We start from the raw sequence: 19,861 nt of genomic DNA on the forward strand, positions 1-19,861 counted from the left end.
CGCCCGGCGAACCCCGAGCTCCCGCCCACGTCTCCTTCGACACGCGACCCACGGGAGCCCCCTCTTGGCACAGCCCCATTCCGGCAAGGCAGCGAACGGCCGCGCCGTGACGACCAAGCACCTCTTCGTCACCGGGGGTGTCGCCTCTTCGCTCGGAAAGGGGCTGACCGCCTCCAGCCTGGGCGCGCTGCTCAAGGCCCGCGGCCTGCGCGTGACGATGCAGAAGCTCGACCCGTACCTCAACGTGGACCCGGGCACCATGAACCCGTTCCAGCACGGCGAGGTGTTCGTCACCGACGACGGCGCCGAGACCGACCTGGACATCGGCCACTACGAGCGGTTCCTGGACACCAACCTGCACGGCTCGGCGAACGTCACCACCGGCCAGGTGTACTCGACCGTCATCGCCAAGGAGCGCCGCGGCGAGTACCTGGGCGACACCGTCCAGGTCATCCCGCACATCACCAACGAGATCAAGTCCCGGATCCGCCGGATGGCGACCGAGGACGTCGACGTGGTGATCACCGAGGTCGGCGGCACCGTCGGCGACATCGAGTCGCTGCCGTTCCTGGAGGCCGTCCGCCAGGTCCGCCACGAGGTCGGCCGGGACAACGTGTTCTTCGTGCACGTCTCCCTGCTGCCGTACATCGGCCCCTCGGGCGAGCTGAAGACCAAGCCGACCCAGCACTCCGTCGCCGCGCTGCGCAACATCGGCATCCAGCCCGACGCCATCGTGCTGCGCGCCGACCGCGAGGTCCCGCAGGCGATCAAGCGCAAGATCTCGCTGATGTGCGACGTGGACGAGGAGGCCGTGGTCGCGGCCATCGACGCCAAGTCGATCTACGACATCCCCAAGGTGCTGCACGGCGAGGGCCTGGACGCCTACGTGGTGCGCCGCCTGGACCTGCCGTTCCGCGACGTGGACTGGACCACCTGGGACGACCTGCTGCGCCGCGTCCACGAGCCGCAGCACATCGTCAAGGTCGCCCTGGTCGGCAAGTACATCGACCTGCCGGACGCCTACCTGTCGGTGACCGAGGCGCTGCGCGCCGGCGGCTTCGCCAACAACGCCCGGGTCGAGATCAAGTGGGTCACCTCGGACGACTGCGAGACGCCCGAGGGCGCCCGCGAGCAGCTCGGCGACGTGGACGCGATCTGCATCCCCGGCGGCTTCGGCGACCGCGGCGTCAACGGCAAGGTCGGCGCCATCACCTACGCCCGCGAGAACAAGGTCCCGCTGCTGGGCCTGTGCCTGGGCCTGCAGTGCGTGGTCATCGAGGCGGCCCGCAACCTGGCCGGCCTGCCGGAGGCCAACTCCACCGAGTTCGACGCCGCCGCCAAGCACCCGGTCATCTCCACCATGGCCGAGCAGCTGGCCATCGTCGACGGCAAGGGCGACCTGGGCGGCACCATGCGCCTGGGCCTGTACCCGGCCAAGCTCGCCGAGGGCTCGATCGTCCGCGAGGTCTACGGCGGCGAGCAGTACGTCGACGAGCGCCACCGGCACCGCTACGAGGTCAACAACGCCTACCGCGCGGACCTGGAGAAGACCGGCCTGGTGTTCTCCGGCCTCTCGCCCAAGGGCGACCTGGTCGAGTACGTCGAGTACCCGCGCGAGGTGCACCCCTACCTGGTGGCCACCCAGGCCCACCCGGAGCTGAAGTCCCGTCCGACCCGCCCGCACCCGCTGTTCGCGGGCCTGGTCAAGGCGGCCATCGAGATCATGACGACGGACTCCGAGTAGTCCCCGGCCGCCGTAGACAGCGGTCGTTCACCGGACGGCGGCCCCGCGATTCCCGCGGGGCCGCCGTTCGGCGTTAGATTGTGTCGTACTGACGAAAAGGGGAGAGCGATGGACGAGCAGAGCCGCCAGGTGATCGCCGACGTGGCCGAGGAGTGGGAGGTCCGGGCGAGCGGGACGCCGTTCCAGGGCAAGGTCACCGGCGTGCGCAGCGAGGAGGTCCGGATGCCCGACGGCAGCTGGGCCCGCCGCGACTACCAGACCCACCCCGGCTCGGTCTCGGTGCTCGCCCTGGACGACGAGCAGCGGGTGCTGGTGCTGCGCCAGTACCGCCACCCGGTGCGCCAGCGGCTGTGGGAGCTGCCGGCCGGCCTGCTCGACGTGCCCGGCGAGAACCCGTGGCGCGCCGCGCAGCGCGAGCTGTACGAGGAGGCGCACTGCAAGGCTGGCACCTGGCGGATCCTCGCCGACTACTACACCTCCCCGGGCGGCACCGACGAGGCGCTGCGGATGTTCATCGCCACCGACCTGGCGCCGGCCGACGGCGATCGCTACGCGGCCGAGGGCGAGGAGCAGGAGATCGAGGTCGCCTGGGTGCCGGTGCCGGAACTGATCCGGCTGATCCAGGCCGGGAAGCTGCACAACCCGACCCTGATCACCGGCGCCCTCGCCGTGCACGCCGCGCTCACCGGCCCGGACGGGCTGGACGCGCTGCGCCCGGCGGACTCGCCCTGGCCGGCCCGTCCCTTCGAGGCCTGAGCCCGCCCCGGCGGGGTGCGCGCGGCCCGTGCGTCGCCCCCTGCCGCCTCGGCATCGCCCGGCGCGTCGCGGCGGACGTTGAGTCGTTGGGGTGATTTGCCGATTCGTACGACCGGATGTCACCTCGGCTGAGCCGGACGGTCGAACTACGCTTCGCAGACAGGGCGCCCGTACCGGGCCGCCCCCGCTGAGCTCGGGGGCCGGGCACCGGAAGCCGAGCGTCGGATGCCGAGCGCGGGATGACGTCGGGAGTGGCACGGGTGGCGAGGAAGACGGCGACGATGGATCCCGGCCCCGGCGCGCCCGCCGGGGCCGTCCTGGGCCTGGAGCGGCTGCCGGCCGGGCCCGCGCTGTTCGTGGGGCGGCGCGCCGAACTGGCCGCGCTGCGGGCGGCCGCCGCCCGCCCGGCGAGCGGGCGCTGCCCGGTGCTGGTGCTGGCCGGGCGCCCCGGCTCCGGACGGACCACGCTGGCCGCCCGCTTCGCCCGTACCGTCGCCGCGGACTTCCTGGACGGCGTGCTGTTCGTCCGGATGTCCGCCCCGGACGGCGGCCGGGTGCCGCCCGCCCGGGCCGCCCGGCTGTTGCTGGAGCAGCTCGACCCGCGGACCGCCGTACCGCTGCCCGGCGCGGGCGAGGACGGGCGGGACGAGCCCGGCTGCGTGGCGCTGCGCGAGGCGCTCGCCGGGCTGCGGGTGCTGCTCGTGCTGGACGACGTCCGGGACGCCGGGCAGGTGTGGCCGCTGCTGGCCGACGAGCCCGGCTGCCTGGTGCTCGCCACCACGGCCGGGCCGCTCACCGGGATCGAGGACATCGACCCGGTGATCCTCGGCGGGCTGGACCGGCAGGCCTCCGGCGAGCTGCTGGCCGACCTGGTCGGCGGCACCCGGATCTCCTGCGACCCGGTCGGCGGGGCCGACCTGGCCGAGGCCTGTGCCGCCCGGCCGGCCGCGCTGCGGCTGATGGCGGGGTGGCTGCGCGGGAACCCGAAGACCGCGGTCACCGACGCGGCGCGCGAGCTCAACCGGGTGGTGGGGGAGGAGACGGGAGCCGCCAGGGCGTCCGCGGAGCCGGCCGCGGCCGCCGCGGTGGAGGAGAAGGAGAAGGACAGGGGGAGGGAACGGGCCGGGGCGCCGAACAAGAACAAGAAGGAGAAGGAGGGGGAACGGGCGGCGAAGCCCCCGGGTACTCCTCCGGCCGGGCCCGCCAAGGCGGCCGCCGCCGCGGTGACCGGGTCGGCCGGCGACCCGGCGGCCTGGGTGAGGCCCGGCCCCGAGCCGGCCGAGCCGGTGCCCGTCCCCGACAACGACCCGCTGCTCGGCGCGTTCACCCTGCTGTACCGCGGGCTGCCGGCCGCCCAGGCGCGGATGCTGCGCACCCTCACCCTGGCCCCGGCGCAGACCGCCGACCCCCGCACCGCCTCCGCCCTGGTGGGCTGCCCGGTGCCGGACGCGGCCGCGACACTGGCCGCGCTCGCCGAGCGGGAGCTGCTCGGCGAGGAGGCGCCGGCCGCCGACGGGACCCCGCGCTACCGGGTGCCCGGGCGGCTCTACCCTCGGCTGGTCCGGCTGCGCGAGCAGGAGGACCGGCCCGCCGAGACCGAACTCGCCCGGGCCCGGCTGCTGGAGCGGCTGGTCCGGCTCACCGAGTCGGCCCGGGCACTGCTGGACCCGGCGGCCGCCCCCGGCCCGGAGCCGCTGCCCGCCCCGCTGCGGCTGCGCTCGGCGGCGCACGCCCGGGAGTGGCTGCTCGGCGAGCGGGAGCTGCTGCTCGGCGCGGTGGCCGACGCGATCGGCCAGGGCGACCTGGACGGTTCGGCCGGGCGGCTGGTCACCGCGCTGCTGCGGACGCTGCCGCTGACCGGCGCCGCCGCCCCCGCCGACCTCTACCGGCTGCACGAGCTGGTGCTGACCGTCGCCGAGCGCGGCGCCCGGCCCCGCCGGGCCTCGGCCGCACTGCTCAACCTGGGCGACCTCCAGGCCTCGGCGGCCCGCTGGGAGCCGGCCGCCGTCCACTACCGGGCCGCCCTGGAGCACGCCCGGAAGGCCGACGACGAACCGCTCTGCGCCCGGGCCCTGGAGAGCGCCGCCAACTGCCACCGGGCGCTCGGCGACGCGGTGCGGGCCGCCGACTGGTACGGGCGGGCGCTCGGTCTGCGGCAGGCGCTCGGGGACCACGCGGCGGAGGCCCGGCTGCTCGCCCGGGTGGCCGAGGCGCACACCGCGCAGCGCCGCTTCGACGAGGCCGACCGGGAGTACCGGGCCGCGCTCGCGGTGCTGCGCCGGCTGGGCGACGAGCGGGGCCGGGAGGCCGTCGCCACGGCCCTCGCGGACCTGCGGGAACGCGTCGACGCCGGGTGGTGACGGGCGTTTCGGAGGTATTGTCGAAGATGCCCGGTTAGGACGTCTTTGGCGGGTAAGTCGCAGGGGAAGCCTACGAACCTGCCAATGTGTGCGGGAAAATTATTCACTTTGGAAGGCTGACACGCCGACTGGGCTTCATTACACTCGGACTCAGTCGCGCAGCGATCCCCGCCCCGGGCTGCCCGGAGGCTTCCCCACGTGCGCGTCGCCCACCGGTCTTCTCCGGTCGGGACCCCCATGGCAAGAGGACGTGTTCAGTCGTGAAGGTCGGCATCCCCCGCGAGGTCAAGAACCACGAGTACCGCGTGGCCATCACGCCCGCCGGCGTGCATGAGCTGGTCCGCAACGGACACGAGGTCTACATCGAGGACAACGCCGGTCTCGGCTCCTCGATCCCGAACGAGGAGTACGTGGCCGCCGGCGCCACCATCCTCCCCACCGCCGACGAGGTGTGGGCCACCGCCGACCTGCTGCTGAAGGTCAAGGAGCCCATCGCCTCGGAGTACCACCGGCTGCGCAAGGGCCAGACCGTCTTCACGTACCTGCACCTGGCGGCCGACCGGGCCGGCACCGACGCGCTGATCGCCTCGGGCACCACCGCCATCGCGTACGAGACCGTGCAGCTGTCGAACGGCGCGCTGCCGCTGCTCGCCCCGATGTCCGAGGTCGCGGGCCGGCTGGCCCCGCAGGTCGGCTCGTACCACCTGATGCGTCCGGCCGGCGGCCGCGGCACCCTGCCGGGCGGCGTGCCCGGCACCCACCCGGCCAAGGCCGTCGTCATCGGCGGTGGCGTCTCCGGCTGGCACGCGGCCACCATCGCCATCGGCATGGGCTACGACGTGACCCTGCTGGACCGCGACATCAACAAGCTGCGCGAGGCCGACCGCATCTTCGGCACGAAGATCAAGGCCATCATGTCCAACTCGTTCGAGCTGGAGAAGGCCGTCCTCGACGCCGACCTGGTCATCGGCGCGGTGCTGATCCCGGGCGCCAAGGCCCCGAAGCTGGTCACCAACGAGCTGGTCTCCCGCATGAAGCCGGGCTCCGTGCTGGTCGACATCGCGATCGACCAGGGCGGCTGCTTCGAGGACTCGCACGCCACCACGCACGACGAGCCGACCTTCAAGGTCCACGACTCGGTCTTCTACTGCGTGGCCAACATGCCGGGCGCCGTCCCGAACACCTCCACCTACGCGCTGACCAACGCCACCCTGCCGTACGTGCTGGAGCTGGCCAACCGCGGGTGGAAGGAGGCGCTGCGCCGCGACGCCGCGCTCGCCAAGGGCCTGAACGTGCACGAGGGCCAGATCACCTTCCCGGCCGTGGCCGAGGCCTTCGGCCTGGAGTCGGTCTCCCTGGAGAGCGTGCTCGCCTGAACCCCCTGACCGCCCGGCGGTCGTTCGCCCCCGACCCGATCACTTCGGGCCGGGGGCTTCGCCGTGCCCGTGATCAGCGGGTCGGCCGGGTAGGTCGCTCTGTCGTCAATATCCGTCGGTCATGTCACCCGCCCGCAGAAACGTTGGGGCCGGTGACCCTCTCATCCCTTGACAGCAGCCCGCTCGATAGTCGACACATCCTGCCCACTACCGTGGATTGTGTTGCTGCGAACGCCTTGAACGGCCTAGAGTCGCAAACCGTCGGCATGCTGCCACGCTGACGAATCGACATAGAGTCCTGGATGCCCAAGGAGGTAAGACGACTTGTGAATGAGTCGACAATTGCTCCCGGGGGTGGTCAGCCAGGACTGGCGGAACTCACCGCCGGCCAGCCGAGTGAGGAGCCCGGGGCCCGGCAGCCCTCCGTGGGCTCGGCCGAGGTCGGCTCGGTCGCACTCCGTACCTTCGAAGCACGCCAGAACACAGCACAGGTGACCACGGTGACCGATCACGACGCCGACTTGGCGGCCTACGGCCTGGCCTACGGCGAGTTCGCCTACGGCGCCTACGACGACCCGGACGCCGAGTACGAGCCGGACCCGGAGTACGCCGCCACGCTGGCCCCCGACGCCGCGCGCCAGCGCCGCGAGCGGGTCGGCCCGACCGGCCGCCCGCTGCCGTACTTCCCGATCCCCGCGCCGGTGGCCGAGCACGGCCCCGCCCAGATCATCGCCATGTGCAACCAGAAGGGCGGCGTCGGCAAGACCACGTCGACCATCAACCTGGGCGCGGCGCTGGCCGAGTACGGCCGCCGGGTGCTGCTCGTCGACTTCGACCCGCAGGGCGCGCTCTCGGTCGGCCTCGGCGTCAACCCGATGGAGCTCGACGTCACCGTCTACAACCTGCTCATGGAGCGGGGCCTGACGGCCGATGAGGTGCTGCTCAAGACGGCGGTCCCGGGGATGGACCTGCTGCCCTCCAACATCGACCTCTCCGCCGCCGAGGTGCAGCTGGTCAGCGAGGTGGCCCGGGAGTCCGCGCTGGCGCGCGCCCTGAAGCCGCTGCTGCCCGACTACGACTACGTCATCATCGACTGCCAGCCCTCGCTGGGCCTGCTGACGGTCAACGCGCTGACGGCCGCTCACAGCGTGATCGTCCCGCTGGAGTGCGAGTTCTTCGCGCTGCGCGGTGTCGCGCTGCTGACCGAGACCATCGAGAAGGTGTGCGAACGGCTCAACCCGGACCTGCGCCTGGACGGCATCCTGGCCACCATGTACGACTCGCGCACCGTGCACAGCCGCGAGGTGCTGGCGCGCGTCGTCGAGGCGTTCGGCGAGCACGTCTTCCACACCGTCATCGGGCGGACCGTGCGCTTCCCGGAGACCACCGTCGCCGGCGAGCCCATCACGACGTACGCGACCAACTCGGTCGGGGCCGCCGCCTACCGCCAGCTCGCCAGGGAGGTGCTCGACCGGTGCCGCCCCGCCGAGTGAGTCTCCCGGGTGCCGACGAGCTGTTCCGGACCACGGGGGGGATGGCGCTGTCGCCCTCCCTCGCGCCGCGTCCGGCCGCCGAGGCAGCCAGACCGGAGACCGCGCGGACCGTCAACGGCCAACCGGACGGCGCCGAGGCCGCCGCGGCCGCCCAGGGCGCCCAGGACGACCGGCAGGTGACGCCGGAGCAGCAGGCGGCCGCCACGGTGCCGGCGCCCGCGCAGCCGCCCGTCCAGCGGGCCGGCACGGCCGCCGGGCCCGCACCCGCCGCAGGCGTCGCCGCGGCCGGGAAGACCGTCTCGGGGGGTCGCGGTGCCGGCTCGGCCCCGGCGCCCCGGACGCACCAGGGCGCCGTCGAGGAGCAGCCCGGTGCCGCCGGGCGCGCCCGGCCGCGCGGCCGCGCGCCGCGCCGGCCCAGCGGGCGCGAGCGGCACGACGAGAAGATCACGGTGTACGTGTCCGCCGAGGAGCTCATGGACCTGGAGCACGCCCGGCTGGTGCTGCGCGGCGAGCACGGCCTGGCCGTGGACCGCGGGCGGATCGTCCGGGAGGCCATCGCGGTCGTCCTGGCAGACCTGGAGCAGCGGGGCGAGGCCTCGATCCTGGTCCGGCGGCTGCGCGGCCGGTAGGCGGCGCGGAGGGCGGCCGGCGGTTCCGCCGGGCGTCGAGGGGGGCCGCTGGCCCGGCGTGGGGAGGCCGCCGGTCGGGCGGCAGGGCGCCGCAGGGGCCCCGGGCGGGGCCGCGGGGGCCGAGAAGCCTCGGGACGGCCGCCGTAGGGCGCTCCTGGGCCTGTGGGGCCGTCTGAGCGAAGCGGAACGCCGGGGCCGGTCCGGTTGGACCGGATCGACGGGACGGGCGCGCCTAGGGCCCCGTACGGGCTCGTGGAAGCCGGCGGGCGCTGGTTCCGGGCCCGCTGGAGCGGCGTGTCGGGTGGCCCCGGGGCGGAGGCGGGGACGGGGACGGGCGAAGATGGACCGTCATGCCCAGGACCGCCGAACCAGCCGCCGCCGCCGCGAACGCGACCGAGGACGAGTCGCGGGGCGGCTTCCGGGTACGGCTGGACAACTTCGAGGGCCCCTTCGACCTGCTGCTCAGCCTGATCGCCAAGCACAGGCTGGACGTCACCGAGGTGGCGCTGGCCACCGTGACGGACGAGTTCATGGCGTACATCCGGGCGATGGGCCCGGACTGGGACCTGGACGCGGCGACCGAGTTCCTGGTGGTGGCCGCCACCCTGCTCGACCTCAAGGCCGCCCGGCTGCTGCCCGTGGCCGAGGTCGAGGACGAGGCGGACCTGGCGCTGCTGGAGGCCCGCGACCTGCTGTTCGCCCGGCTGCTCCAGTATCGGGCGTACAAGCGGGCGGCGGCGCTGTTCGGCGAGCGCTGGGCGGCCGAGCTGCTGCGCCGGCCCCGGACCGCCGCCCTGGAGCCCCGGCACGCGGAGCTGCTGCCCGAGGTGGTCATCACCGTCGGGCCGCGGCGGCTCGCCGAGCTGGCGGCCAGGGCGATGGCGCCCCGACCCGCGCCGGTCGTCTACGTGGACCACATCCACACCCCGCCGGTGAGCGTGCGCGAGCAGGCGGGGCTGGTGGTGGGGCTGCTCACCGAGCTGGGCGAGGCCTCGTTCCAGCGGCTGGTCGAGGACGCGCCGGACGACCTGGTGGTGGTCGCCCGCTTCCTGGCGCTGCTGGAGCTGTACCGGGAGCGGGTGCTCGCCTTCGAGCAGCCGGAGGCGCTCGGCGAGCTGCTGGTGCGCTGGGTGGCCGAGGAGGGCCGGGCGGCGGTCGAGGTGACGGACGAGTTCGACCGGCCGACGGGCGGGGTCGGGGAGGACGGACGGCGATGAGCGGCGGGAACGAGGGCGGGCGGCCGGTGCGGCGCCCGCTGGGGCTGCCGGGGCGGCCGCGGGCCGAGGAGTGGCTGGAGCCGGCCTTCGAGCTGCTGCCGGACCCGGTGGAGGCCGCGGAGGCGGTGGAGGCGGGGGAGCCGGTGGCGGACGAGGCGCGTGTCGTGCACCAGAAGTCGGCTCCGTCGACTTCCGGTGTCCCTGATGCCTCCGGTGTCCCCGGCGCCTCCACGGCCGAGGGGGCCGCCGACGCCGGGCTGCGGGCCGATCTGGAGGCCGTCCTGATGGTCGTCGACGAGCCGGTGGCGGAGGAACGGCTGGCCGAGGCGCTGGAGCGGCCCCGGGCCGAGGTGGCGGCCGCGCTGCGCGAACTGTCCGCCGAGTACACCTCCCAGGGCCGCGGCTTCGACCTGCGGCTGGTCGCCGGCGGCTGGCGGTTCTACAGCCGGGAGAGCCGCTCCGCGGCCGTCGACCGCTTCCTCCTGGACGGCCGGCAGGCCCGGCTCACCCAGGCCGCGCTGGAGACCCTGGCGGTGGTCGCGTACCGGCAGCCGGTGTCCAGATCGCGGGTTTCCGCCGTCCGTGGTGTGAACTGTGACGGCGTGATGCGTACCCTGGTACAGCGAGGACTGGTGGAAGAGGCCGGATCCGAGCCCGAAACAGGTGCGATCCTGTATCGGACGACGAACTACTTCCTGGAACGGATGGGGCTCCGCGGCCTGGACGAGCTGCCGGAACTCGCTCCCTTCCTGCCCGAGGTCGACGACGTGGAAGCGGAGTCCCTGGAGGGCACGATGATCGCGGAGGCGGTCGCCGCCGCTGCCGCGCAGGCCGCGGACGGCAGTGGCGAGGCCGGTCGGGCCGGGCCCGATCGGTAGGGGGCGGTGAGGTCGGCCGAAACGACCGCACATCCCAGACGGAACGACGTACGGACACTTTGATGCGTAGCAGTGGCAACGGCAGGAACAGCAGCGGCGGCGGGAGCGGTCGCGGCGGACAGGGCGGGGGCCGGGGCGGCGGCTCCTACGGCGGCGGCAGCGGCGGCGGTCGCGGCGGCTCGGGCTCGCGCGGAGGTTCGTACGGCGGCAGCGGCGGTGGCCGCGGCGGCTCGGGTTCGGGCGGAGGTTCGTACGGCGGTGGCCGCGGCGGCTCGGGGTCGGGCGCGGGCTCGCGCGGCGGTTCGTACGGTCGTGACGACCGGCGCGAGGGCCGCCGGGACGACCGCCGCTACCCGGACCGCCCGCTGCGGCCCGAGGAGCGCCGGTACGACCGCCCCGAGTACGGCGGCGGCCCCAACGCCACCCCGGCCCGCGGCGGCTTCGCCGGCCGGCGCCCCGGCCCGGCCCCGCGCCCGCGCCGCGAGGGCCAGGGCGCCCCGGGCGACCCGCGCCGCCAGCCGCAGCGCTCCCGCGAGCTCCAGGCCAAGATCGAGGACGCCGTCCTCGCCCGACACGACAAGCCGGCCGTCAAGCTGCCCAAGACCTTCGGCGAGCCCGAGGGCGAGCGCCTCCAGAAGGTGCTGGCCCGGGCCGGCATCGGCAGCCGCCGCGCCTGCGAGGAGCTGATCGAGCAGGGCCGGGTCGAGGTCAACGGCAAGCGCGTCACCGAGCAGGGCAAGCGGGTCGACCCGCAGAACGACGAGATCAAGGTGGACGGCCTGACCGTCGCCACCCAGTCCTACCTGTTCTTCGCGCTGAACAAGCCGGCCGGCGTGGTCTCCACCATGGAGGACCCGGACGGCCGCCAGTGCCTGGGCGACTACGTGACCAACCGGGAGACCCGGCTGTTCCACGTCGGCCGCCTGGACACCGAGACCGAGGGCATCATCCTGCTCACCAACCACGGCGAGCTGGCCCACCGCCTCACCCACCCGCGGTACGGCGTGACCAAGACCTACCTGGCCGCGATCCAGGGCCCGATCCCGCGCGACCTGGGCAAGCAGCTGGCCCAGGGCATCGAGCTGGAGGACGGCTACGCCCGCGCCGACAGCTTCAAGGTCATCTCCAACGTCGGCAAGAACTACCTGGTCGAGGTGACCCTGCACGAGGGCCGCAAGCACATCGTCCGCCGGATGCTGGCCGAGGTCGGCTTCCCGGTCGAGAAGCTGGTGCGCACCCACTTCGGCCCGATCGCCCTGGGCGACCAGAAGTCGGGCTGGCTGCGCCGCCTGACCAACCCGGAGGTCGGCCAGCTGATGCGCGAGGTCGGCCTCTAGACCCCGCCGTCGACGGGCCCCGGGCCCGTCCGCTCCGCCGGAGCCCCCGGTCGCACCTTTCGCGGCCGGGGGCTCCGGCGTTCGCGGGCGGTCGTTCCCGGGCGGCCGTTCGCGGGCGGTCGTTCCCGGGGGTGTGAACGTCCGCGCACGGATGTCCACGTTCCGGACAGGTCGTGTGAGCCGGGACGCAACCGCTGGTCACGGCCTTGTCAGCGTCATGATCCGTGGCCGAGGATGGCCACCGGAGCACCACCCGCCGCGTGGCGGGACTGCGCCAGCACGGGGCGTGCCGGCCGGGGTGAGTGCGGGCCGAGGGAAACCGGCCACCGGAGAACGGGCGAGCAGGGGGAGAGGGCGTCGTGTCCGATGCAGCACTGGGGCGGGTCGGCGGACAGGCCCTCGGCGCGCTGGGACTGGCGGAGCCGGACGGGCAGGTCTACGCGGCGCTGGTGGCCAACCCGCAGTCCACGGCCGAGGAGCTGGCGGAGAGCTGCGGGCTGACGTTCCAGCAGAGCGTGCGCGCACTGGACCGGTTGGCGCAGCAGGGCATGGCCACCCGGGCGCCGGTGGACCGGCACCGCTACCTGCCGGTGCCCCCGGACGTCGCGATCGGCACCCTGATCGGCCACCGGGAGTCGGAACTGCGCTACGCCCGGGCCGAGATGCACCGGTTGATGGACGCCTTCCGGGAGGCCTCGCGGTACACCGACCCGGCGCACTCGGTGGAGGTGCTGACCGGCGGCGAGGCGATCGCCCAGCGGCTGGAGCACATCACCGAGACCAGCCAGTACCAGGTGCGCGGCTTCGACCGCCCGCCGTACATCCAGGACCCGGTGGCGCCGCTGACCCTGCAGCGGCGGCGGCTGCGCGAGGGCGTGAAGTTCCGGACGGTCTACGACCGGGAGGCGGTGGCCTGGCCGGGGCGGCTGGAGAAGAACATCCTGGTCGGCGTCGCGGACGGCGAGGAGGCGAGGGTCCGGCCGACCCTGCCGATGAAGATGATCATCTCGGACGACCGGATGGCGATCATCCCGATCAGCGTCGGCGACAGCGTGCTGGACGCCGCGTACGTGATCCACCCCTCCGCGCTGCTCCAGGCGCTGGACACGCTGTTCGAGGCGGAGTGGGAGCGGGCCGTCCGCCTGCAGGCGGCGGTCGGCGCCGAGGACGCCGGGGCGGAGCCGGAGGCCGACCACCGCAAGCTGCTGGGCCTGCTGGCGGCCGGGCTCACCGACGAGTCGATCGCCCGCTCGCTCGGCTGGAGCGCCCGGACCACCCAGCGCCGGCTCCAGAGCCTGATGCGCTCGCTGGGCGCCACCACCCGCTTCCAGGCCGGGATGGCGGCCCGGGAACGGGGATGGCTGTAGGGCCCGGTCGGTTCGTCGGTCGGCCGGCGCGGGCGCGGGGACGATCGGCGGGGCGGGGCCGGGGAGGATCGGCGGGGCGGGGCCGGGGAGGTGACCTCGCCCGGCCCCGCCCGCGCCGTCAGCTCCAGGGGCTGAGCGAGGCCCAGCGGCCGTCCGGCCCGCGCTCGACCTTCTCCAGGCCGACCACGGCGGTGCGGTTCAGCCGCCCGTAGATGTGCGGGAACAGCACGCCGGGGGTGGCCCCGGGCGGCGGGGCGCCGTGCGGGGCCTCCCACTTCACCATCGGCTCCACCAGCGACTCCTCGATCAGCAGCACCATCAGCGGGTCGGGAGCGTCGGCGAAGAAGGCGTTGGCCACCGCCAGCGCCGTCGGCTCGTCCGCCGAGCAGTGGATGAACCCGTCGGTGAGCAGCGAGGCGGTGGCGTACGGGCGGCCCGGGTCGGCGAGCCAGTCGTCCAGGGGGGCGAGATGGAGGATCATGCTTCCTTTTCTACCCGTTGTCTCCGGTTCGGACCTGAGCAGCCGTCATCGGCACGGTGGTGTCCGCCGCCGGGCCGCCCCCGCGGTCAGAGCCCGGCCACCTTGGCGGAGGCGGACACCTCGTACACCAGGGTGAGGGTGCGCCGGGCGTCGGGGGCGAGCGGGACGTCCCAGCGGACGATGCCCTCGCTGTCGAAGGAGTCGGGCGCCGGGGAGCACTCCTCCTTGCGCAGCCGCACCTCGACCGCGGACACCTCGGAGACCGGCACCCGTTCGCGCACGGTCACGATCCGCTCGTCGTGCTCCTCCGGGCCGGAGAAGCGGGACAGGTGCAGCCGGACCGTCCGGGTGGTGGTCTGGCGGCCGGTGAGGCCGGCGGTGGCCTGGCGCTCCTCGACCTCCCGGACCACCCGGTAGCCGTCCGAGCTGCCGAAGGACAGCTCGGCGTCGGCGCCGGCGGCGGTGAAGCGCAGCTCGCCGCGGCCGGTGAAGCCGCTGCCGCGGACCAGCTCGACCGGGCCGGACAGCAGCGGGTGCCCGGCCGCGTTGCGGAACCGGACCACCTGGGTGACCAGCGGGGACAGCTCAGGGGCGCAGGCGTACTCGCCGGCCGCCGCGGCGGTGAAGGCCCCCAGCGGCACCCGGTGCGCGCGGCCGTCGGAGGGCACGGTCGCGGGGGCGGGGGCGGGCAGCACCCGGACCTCGCCGCCGTCGTCCACGCCCGGCACCCCGGAGGACGGGCCCAGGGTGGCGACCGCCTCCTCGCGCAGCTCGACCTCGACCGTGCGGCGCTCCTCCTCGGTGCGCTCGCGCAGCACCAGGACGTCCTCGGCGACCGCGGGCGGGGCGGTGGCGAGGGCGGAGCGGGCGGTGGAGAAGGTGAGCCGGGCGTTCGTCCAGTCCTCGCCGGTGCGCTGCCAGACCACCGCCTCCGACTCCAGGCGCAGCTCGCCGCCGTCCAGGGTCGCCCGGTAGGAGGGGCGCCACAGCGCACAGGGCACCAGGTGGGAGACGGTCAGCTCGGCCGGGCCGGGGCGCGCCGCCTCGACGGTGAGCTCCAGGTGGGCGGTCAGCTCGGCCGGGTCCTCCTCGGCCTCGTCCAGCGCGATCAGGGCCTGCGAGCGCTGCTGCTCCAGGCGGCGCAGCCGGGAGTGGGTGGCGCGCAGCTCCTCGCCGTGGCGCTCGCGCTCGGCGTCCACCCGGCCCAGCTCCCGCGCCCAGCGGTTGGGTTCGAGCTCCCCGAGGCCGGCGCCCTCGCCGATCTCGCGCAGCAGGTCGGCGGAGAGCTGGGCGAGCAGCGCCAGCCGGGCCTCCAGCCGGGCCCGGGTCTGGTCGGCCAGCCGGGTCTCGGCGTCCAGCCGGTGCAGCCGGTGGCGCAGCTCGGAGTCCTCCGGGCCGGGCGGCAGCGCGGCGCGCGGCATCCAGCCGCGCACCAGCCGGGCGTCCAGTACGCGGACGCCGTCGGTGGCGGACTCGGCGCGCAGGGTGCGGTCGACGGCGAGGGCGGTGAGCGGGCCGAGGCGCAGCCGCTGCACGCCCGCGGCGAGCCCGACCGTGGTGCCGCGCTCGACCTGGCTGCGGTCCTCCAGGCAGGTCACGGCGGTGACGGGGAGGGGAAGGGTCTCGACGGTCATCGCTCAGTTCCTCCGGTTTCCGCCGACGATGGCCTTTCCGGCCGGGATCTTGATCAGGTAGCCGCCGTCCAGCTCGGCGCGTCCGCCCGGGGGCAGATCGACCCGCCAGAGCCGGGTGCTGGGCGGGCAGTCCGGCGTGGAGACGGTCGGGGCGTGCCAGTCGGCCCGCTCCTCGATCCGGATCTCGGCGTCGGAGGTGACCGGCACCCGCTCGCGGACCTCCACGGTGACGGCGCGTGCCAGCCGGTTGGCCAGCTGGACGTGCACCCGGTGGTCGAGGACGGTGCTGTTGCCCTTCAGCATGCCGGTGGCGGACTCGTGCAACTCGGTGCGGCGCGCCACCTCGATGCTCTCGGCGACGCCGATGCCCAGCCGCCTGGTGCCGCCGGGCGCCAGGGTGGGCAGGGCGGTGGTGAGCAGGAACTCGTCGTCCACGGTGACCTCCACCGGGCCGGCCAGGACGGCCCGGTCGGTGCGGTTGGCCAGCACCAGGGTCGCGTACACCTTCTCCTCGACGGCGGGGACGGTGACGTACTCGGGGCGGACGGCGAGCGGGATCTCGCCGACGGTGACGGTGTGCCAGGTGCCGTCGGACGGGATGTCGGCGGGGGCGGCGGCGTCGAAGCGGTGGTCGAAGGAGCCGGCGGACTCGCGGGGCGGGACGGCGTGCCGGGGCAGGGTGAGGGTGCGGAGCTGTGCGGTGCCGCCGGCGCGCAGTGGCCAGGCCTGTTCGATCCGTTCGGGGCGGGGGTGGAGGGTGCCGCGGCGGGCGGCGGGTTCCTCGGGGCCGGCCAGGACGAGGTCGGGGTAGTCGAGCAGGGTGGCGTCCGGGACGACGCCGGGCGGTGGCGGTGGCGGGGGCGGGGCGGCGTGGCCGACGCGGCGGCGGGCCTCCGCGGGCGGGAGGCCGCCCGGGGCCTGTGGCAGCGGTGCCACCGGGGCGGCGGCCGGGGCCGGCGGCGGTGGGCCGCCGTAGCCGGCGAAGCCGCCGGGGGCTGGGGGCGCGGGCATCGGCTGGTCGGCGTTCAGCAGGCCGCCGCCGTACGCGGCGGGGGCGATCCGGTCCTCGGCGGCGAAGGCCTCGGCCCGGGGGCCGCCCGGGCGGGCGCCGCCCAGCCGGGCGGAGCGGGCGGCGCCGCCGGGGACGGGACGGCGGGTGGCGGGCTCGGGGCGGTCGGCGCCGGCCGCGTCGTAGCCGGCGAAGAGGTCGTTCAGGCCGGCCGGGGGCTCGCGCCAGCCGGAGGGCGGCGGGGCGGGCTGGCTGCGGCCGATCCGCAGCGAGGCGAGCCGGGGCAGGTCGGTGCGGCGGTCGAGGTCGGCGGTGGACAGGGCGAGGCGCACGCCCGTCCAGTCCTCGCCGGTGCGCTGGGCGACGGCGGCGCGCAGCACCAGGTGGGCGGTGTCGGCGCCGGTCCGGTAGGACAGCCGGTAGGCGGGCACCCAGCGGGCGGCGGGGACGCCGTACTCCAGTTCCAGTTCGAGCGCTGGGGCGGGGGGCGGCTGAGTGCCCGCGGTGCCCGGGGTGGCGAGGGTGAGCAGGACGGTGGTGCTGGTCCCGACCGGCTCGGCCCGGTCGGCGGTGGACGCCCGCTCCAGCCGGTCTTCGGCCAGGTAGAGCTCGTGGTCGGCGAGTTCGAGCTCCTGGGTGAGCTCCTCGGCGCGTTCCTGGAGCCGGGCCAGCCGCTCGTCGACGAAGTCGGCGAGCTCCAGCCAGGCGTCGGCGGGCGTGCGGCGCAGCGGCTCGTCACGGCGGCGCTGCGGCGGTACGGCGCGCAGCGCGGCGGTCTCGGCGATCGCGGCCAGGACCAGCCGCCGGCGCTCGTCGAGCGCGTGATGGTGTTCGCGTGCTTCCTCCAACGCCCGCTGCAACTCCGGGAGTTCGTCCTCCTCGCGGAGTTCGGCGAGCAGTTCGAGGCGGGCCTCGGTGACCGCGGTGCCGGCCGGTCCGGAGAGCACCCGAGCGCGCAGCGAGCGGCCGTCCAGGGCGGCGGGCAGGCCGGTCAGCCGCAGCCGTCCACCGGGCGGGACCGGGACGGTGGCGCGCCGGCGGCACACCGCACCCTCGGCGTACACCACGACGGAGTCCAGGACCGACGGGTGGGCCGGTACGGCCGGCGGTTTCGACTGCCCGCTCCGGCCGCTGTGCTGATCGTCCATGCGCAACCCCTTCGTTCGCGTGGCGCCCGCCGCGTGGCGCTCGTGGTGGTGCCTGTGGTGTCCGTGCTGCTGTTCGCGGTGCTGCTCGTGGTGTTGCCCGCCTTCTCCGGGCGGCCAGTCTGCCCGGCTTCGGTGCGGGCGTCGCAGGATTTCCGGGTGCGGCGTGTGCACTGTGTGGGACGGGGGCGGGTCCGTGGCGGTTGCCGGCGCCGGAAGCTGCCGGGACCGCCGTACCGGTTGCCGGGTGGAGTGTGGGGACTTCGGCGGGGTCGATGAGGGAGGATGGGCCGCGGGTGCTCCCGGACGGTCCCGGCACCTTCGAGAATCGTGATGAGGAGAGCGACCCGCCATGCGCACTGCCGTCGTCGTCGGCACCGGACTGATCGGCACCTCCGCCGCGCTCGCGCTCACCGCCCGCGGGCTGACGGTCCATCTGGAGGACGCCGACCCGGACGCGGCCCGCACCGCCGAGTCGCTCGGCGCGGGCACCACCGACCCGGCCGACGGCCCGGTGGACCTGGCGATCATCGCCGTGCCGCCCGCGCTGGTCGGCAAGGTGCTGGCCGACTGCCAGCGCCGCAACCTGGCGCACTGGTACACCGACGTCGCCAGCGTGAAGGCCGGCCCGGGCAGCGAGGTCGCCGAGCTCGGCTGCGACACCGTCCACTACATCGGTAGTCACCCGATGGCCGGCCGTGAGCGCTCGGGCCCGCTGGCCGCCCGCGCCGACATCTTCGAGGGCCGCCCCTGGGTGCTCACCCCGACCGCCGACACCGACACCGAGACGCTCAACGCCGCGCTGGAGCTGGTCGCGCTCTGCGGCGCGGTGCCGATCGTGATGGACGCCGCCGAGCACGACCGGGCGGTCGCCCTGGTCTCGCACGCCCCGCAGCTGGTCTCCTCACTGGTCGCGGCCCGGCTGGAGAACGCCGACGAGACCGCCATAAGGCTCTCCGGGCAGGGCGTGCGCGACGTCACCAGGATCGCCGCCTCCAACCCCGGCATGTGGGTCGACATCCTCTCCGCCAACGCGGGCGCGGTCGCCGACGTCCTGGAGGGCGTGGCCCGCGACCTCGGTGAGACGGTCACCGCGCTGCGCGCCATGGAGGCCGCCGAGGAGGGCGAGCGCCAGGCGGGCGCGGCCGGGATCGAGGCGGTCATGCGGCGCGGCAACACCGGCCAGGCCCGCATCCCCGGCAAGCACGGCGCGCCGCCCACCCGGTACGAGACCGTGGCGGTCGTGCTCGGCGACCAGCCGGGCGAGCTGGGCCGGCTGTTCGGCGAGGTCGGCGACGCCGGGGTCAACATCGAGGACGTCGCCATCGAGCACTCGACCGGGCAGCAGGTCGGCTTCGTCCAGCTGTCGGTGGCGCCGACGGCGGTGAAGCGGCTGACCAAGGCGCTGCGGGCGAGCGGCTGGAGCGTCCGGGACTGAGGCTCCGGGCGGGGCCGGGGATACCGGGGCCGGGGTCCAGGGGCCGGGGCCGGCGATGCCGGGCCGTCGGGCCTGGTTGATCGGCGGCGTCGGTTGGTCGGGGCGGTTGCTCAGGGTCGACTAGTCTGGGTCGGTTGATCGGCCCGGACGGCCGCGGAGTCCGTCCCGGCGGCGGTCCATTAACCTTGAGGGAGACAATCCCCGGCCGCCCGCCTGCCCAGGCCCCGGCTCCCATGCTCAGAGAGAGGTTCGCCCCGTGGACACTGCCGACCGAGCGCCCGCCCCGGTCGTCGTCGCCATCGACGGACCCTCCGGCTCCGGCAAGTCGACCGTCTCCCGGGCGGTCGCGGCCCGGCTGGGCCTGAGCTTCCTGGACACCGGCGCCATGTACCGGGCGATGACCTGGTGGATGCTGGCCAACGAGGTCGACGTCGAGGACGCGGAGGCGGTGGCCGTCGCGTGCGGCAAGCCGGTGATCGTCTCGGGCACCGACGCCGACGGCCCCACCATCACGGTGGACGGCCAGGACGTGTCCGGCCCGATCCGCGGCCCCGAGGTGACCGCCAAGGTCAGCGCCGTGTCCGCGGTGCCGGCCGTACGGTCCCGGCTGGTGGAGCTCCAGCGCGGCTGCGCCGAGGTCGCCGAGCGCGGCATCGTCGCCGAGGGCCGGGACATGGGCAGCGTGGTGTTCCCGGACGCCACCGTCAAGGTCTTCCTGACCGCCTCCGAGGAGGCCCGGGCCACGCGCCGGGCCGCCGAGCTGCGCGCCAAGGGCGTGGACGAGGCGACCATCACCGCGATGGCCGCCGACCTCGCCCGCCGGGACGCCGCCGACTCCTCCCGGAAGACGGCCCCGCTGACCCAGGCCGCGGACGCGGTCCTGGTGGACACCAGCGACCTCACCCTGGAGCAGGTGATCGACCGGATCGCCGGATTGGTGGAGGAGCGGGCCGGACTGTCCGCGGTCTGACCGGCCGCCGTCGGTCCGACCAGGGCC

The 19,861-nt window shown here is 75.0% G+C and carries 15 protein-coding genes; 12 read left to right on the forward strand and 3 right to left on the reverse strand.

What is annotated here, in order from left to right; translation table 11 throughout:
- Window positions 1–64 precede the first annotated feature (64 nt).
- The 10 genes from ACFY0X_RS28775 (at window position 65) to ACFY0X_RS28820 (ending at window position 13,157) form a co-directional block, all read left to right on the forward strand.
- The gene (locus tag ACFY0X_RS28775) at window positions 65–1,744 is read left to right on the forward strand and encodes a CTP synthase (RefSeq protein WP_387758846.1); all 1,680 of its coding nucleotides are present in this window, start codon (window positions 65–67) and stop codon (window positions 1,742–1,744) included.
- Window positions 1,745–1,852: 108 nt separating this feature from the next.
- A complete protein-coding gene (locus ACFY0X_RS28780; protein ID WP_387758848.1) occupies window positions 1,853–2,500 on the forward strand; it encodes an NUDIX domain-containing protein in 648 nt (215 codons plus the stop codon).
- A 281-nt stretch (window positions 2,501–2,781) separates the two neighbouring features.
- Window positions 2,782–4,860 carry an AAA family ATPase gene (locus tag ACFY0X_RS28785; protein WP_387758849.1) on the forward strand — a complete coding sequence of 693 codons (2,079 nt, stop codon included), beginning with the start codon at window positions 2,782–2,784 and terminating at the stop codon, window positions 4,858–4,860.
- A 260-nt stretch (window positions 4,861–5,120) separates the two neighbouring features.
- A complete protein-coding gene (ald, locus tag ACFY0X_RS28790) occupies window positions 5,121–6,236 on the forward strand; it encodes an alanine dehydrogenase (RefSeq protein WP_387758850.1) in 1,116 nt (371 codons plus the stop codon).
- 425 nt (window positions 6,237–6,661) lie between these two features.
- On the forward strand, window positions 6,662–7,729 hold the full coding sequence (locus tag ACFY0X_RS28795) for a ParA family protein (RefSeq protein ID WP_369808367.1): 1,068 nt from the start codon (window positions 6,662–6,664) through the stop codon (window positions 7,727–7,729).
- A gap of 41 nt (window positions 7,730–7,770) precedes the next feature.
- Window positions 7,771–8,358 (forward strand): hypothetical protein, encoded by a 588-nt coding sequence (locus ACFY0X_RS28800; protein ID WP_387758851.1) that lies wholly within the window; start codon window positions 7,771–7,773, stop codon window positions 8,356–8,358.
- Window positions 8,359–8,708: 350 nt separating this feature from the next.
- Window positions 8,709–9,575, forward strand: a complete 867-nt coding sequence (locus ACFY0X_RS28805; protein WP_387758853.1) for a segregation and condensation protein A — start codon at window positions 8,709–8,711, stop codon at window positions 9,573–9,575.
- A 284-nt stretch (window positions 9,576–9,859) separates the two neighbouring features.
- Window positions 9,860–10,453: an SMC-Scp complex subunit ScpB gene (locus ACFY0X_RS28810; RefSeq protein WP_387758950.1), complete on the forward strand. Its 594-nt coding sequence runs from the start codon at window positions 9,860–9,862 to the stop codon at window positions 10,451–10,453.
- 62 nt (window positions 10,454–10,515) lie between these two features.
- Complete coding sequence (locus tag ACFY0X_RS28815) at window positions 10,516–11,790, forward strand: pseudouridine synthase (RefSeq protein ID WP_387758855.1); 1,275 nt, start codon at window positions 10,516–10,518, stop codon at window positions 11,788–11,790.
- Between the two features lie 359 nt (window positions 11,791–12,149).
- Entirely contained in the window at window positions 12,150–13,157 is a 1,008-nt protein-coding gene (locus ACFY0X_RS28820; RefSeq protein ID WP_387758856.1) for a helix-turn-helix domain-containing protein, read from the forward strand.
- 118 nt (window positions 13,158–13,275) lie between these two features.
- Here ACFY0X_RS28820 and ACFY0X_RS28825 read toward each other — a convergent pair whose 3' ends face one another.
- The 3 genes from ACFY0X_RS28825 to ACFY0X_RS28835 all read right to left on the reverse strand — a co-directional run bounded on the left by ACFY0X_RS28825 (window position 13,276) and on the right by ACFY0X_RS28835 (window position 17,429).
- The gene (locus ACFY0X_RS28825) at window positions 13,276–13,638 is read right to left on the reverse strand and encodes a DUF952 domain-containing protein (protein ID WP_387758858.1); all 363 of its coding nucleotides are present in this window, start codon (window positions 13,636–13,638) and stop codon (window positions 13,276–13,278) included.
- An 86-nt stretch (window positions 13,639–13,724) separates the two neighbouring features.
- Window positions 13,725–15,272 (reverse strand): mucoidy inhibitor MuiA family protein, encoded by a 1,548-nt coding sequence (locus tag ACFY0X_RS28830; RefSeq protein WP_387758860.1) that lies wholly within the window; start codon window positions 15,270–15,272, stop codon window positions 13,725–13,727.
- Window positions 15,273–15,275: 3 nt separating this feature from the next.
- Entirely contained in the window at window positions 15,276–17,429 is a 2,154-nt protein-coding gene (locus tag ACFY0X_RS28835; RefSeq protein WP_387758862.1) for a DUF4139 domain-containing protein, read from the reverse strand.
- Between the two features lie 349 nt (window positions 17,430–17,778).
- On the opposite strand from ACFY0X_RS28835, the gene ACFY0X_RS28840 reads away from it, so the two are divergent.
- Together ACFY0X_RS28840 and cmk are read left to right on the forward strand one after the other, a co-directional pair.
- Entirely contained in the window at window positions 17,779–18,864 is a 1,086-nt protein-coding gene (locus ACFY0X_RS28840; RefSeq protein ID WP_387758864.1) for a prephenate dehydrogenase, read from the forward strand.
- Between the two features lie 256 nt (window positions 18,865–19,120).
- The gene (gene cmk, locus ACFY0X_RS28845; protein ID WP_387758866.1) at window positions 19,121–19,834 is read left to right on the forward strand and encodes a (d)CMP kinase; all 714 of its coding nucleotides are present in this window, start codon (window positions 19,121–19,123) and stop codon (window positions 19,832–19,834) included.
- Window positions 19,835–19,861: the final 27 nt, after the last annotated feature.

This window comes from Kitasatospora sp. NPDC001547, assembly GCF_042894165.1.
In the GTDB taxonomy this organism is placed as follows: Bacteria; Actinomycetota; Actinomycetes; order Streptomycetales; family Streptomycetaceae; genus Kitasatospora.

What these genes read in the sequence shown, in the direction of transcription:
- ACFY0X_RS28830 (WP_387758860.1), bottom strand. Translation starts at nt 15,272, where the DNA reads ATGACCGTCGAGACCCTTCCCCTCCCCGTCACCGCCGTGACCTGCCTG.
- ACFY0X_RS28815 (WP_387758855.1), top strand. Translation starts at nt 10,516, where the DNA reads ATGCGTAGCAGTGGCAACGGCAGGAACAGCAGCGGCGGCGGGAGCGGT.
- ACFY0X_RS28835 (WP_387758862.1), bottom strand. Translation starts at nt 17,429, where the DNA reads ATGGACGATCAGCACAGCGGCCGGAGCGGGCAGTCGAAACCGCCGGCC.
- ACFY0X_RS28805 (WP_387758853.1), top strand. Translation starts at nt 8,709, where the DNA reads ATGCCCAGGACCGCCGAACCAGCCGCCGCCGCCGCGAACGCGACCGAG.
- ACFY0X_RS28810 (WP_387758950.1), top strand. Translation starts at nt 9,860, where the DNA reads ATGGTCGTCGACGAGCCGGTGGCGGAGGAACGGCTGGCCGAGGCGCTG.
- ACFY0X_RS28825 (WP_387758858.1), bottom strand. Translation starts at nt 13,638, where the DNA reads ATGATCCTCCATCTCGCCCCCCTGGACGACTGGCTCGCCGACCCGGGC.
- ACFY0X_RS28785 (WP_387758849.1), top strand. Translation starts at nt 2,782, where the DNA reads ATGGATCCCGGCCCCGGCGCGCCCGCCGGGGCCGTCCTGGGCCTGGAG.
- ACFY0X_RS28840 (WP_387758864.1), top strand. Translation starts at nt 17,779, where the DNA reads ATGCGCACTGCCGTCGTCGTCGGCACCGGACTGATCGGCACCTCCGCC.
- ACFY0X_RS28800 (WP_387758851.1), top strand. Translation starts at nt 7,771, where the DNA reads ATGGCGCTGTCGCCCTCCCTCGCGCCGCGTCCGGCCGCCGAGGCAGCC.
- ACFY0X_RS28780 (WP_387758848.1), top strand. Translation starts at nt 1,853, where the DNA reads ATGGACGAGCAGAGCCGCCAGGTGATCGCCGACGTGGCCGAGGAGTGG.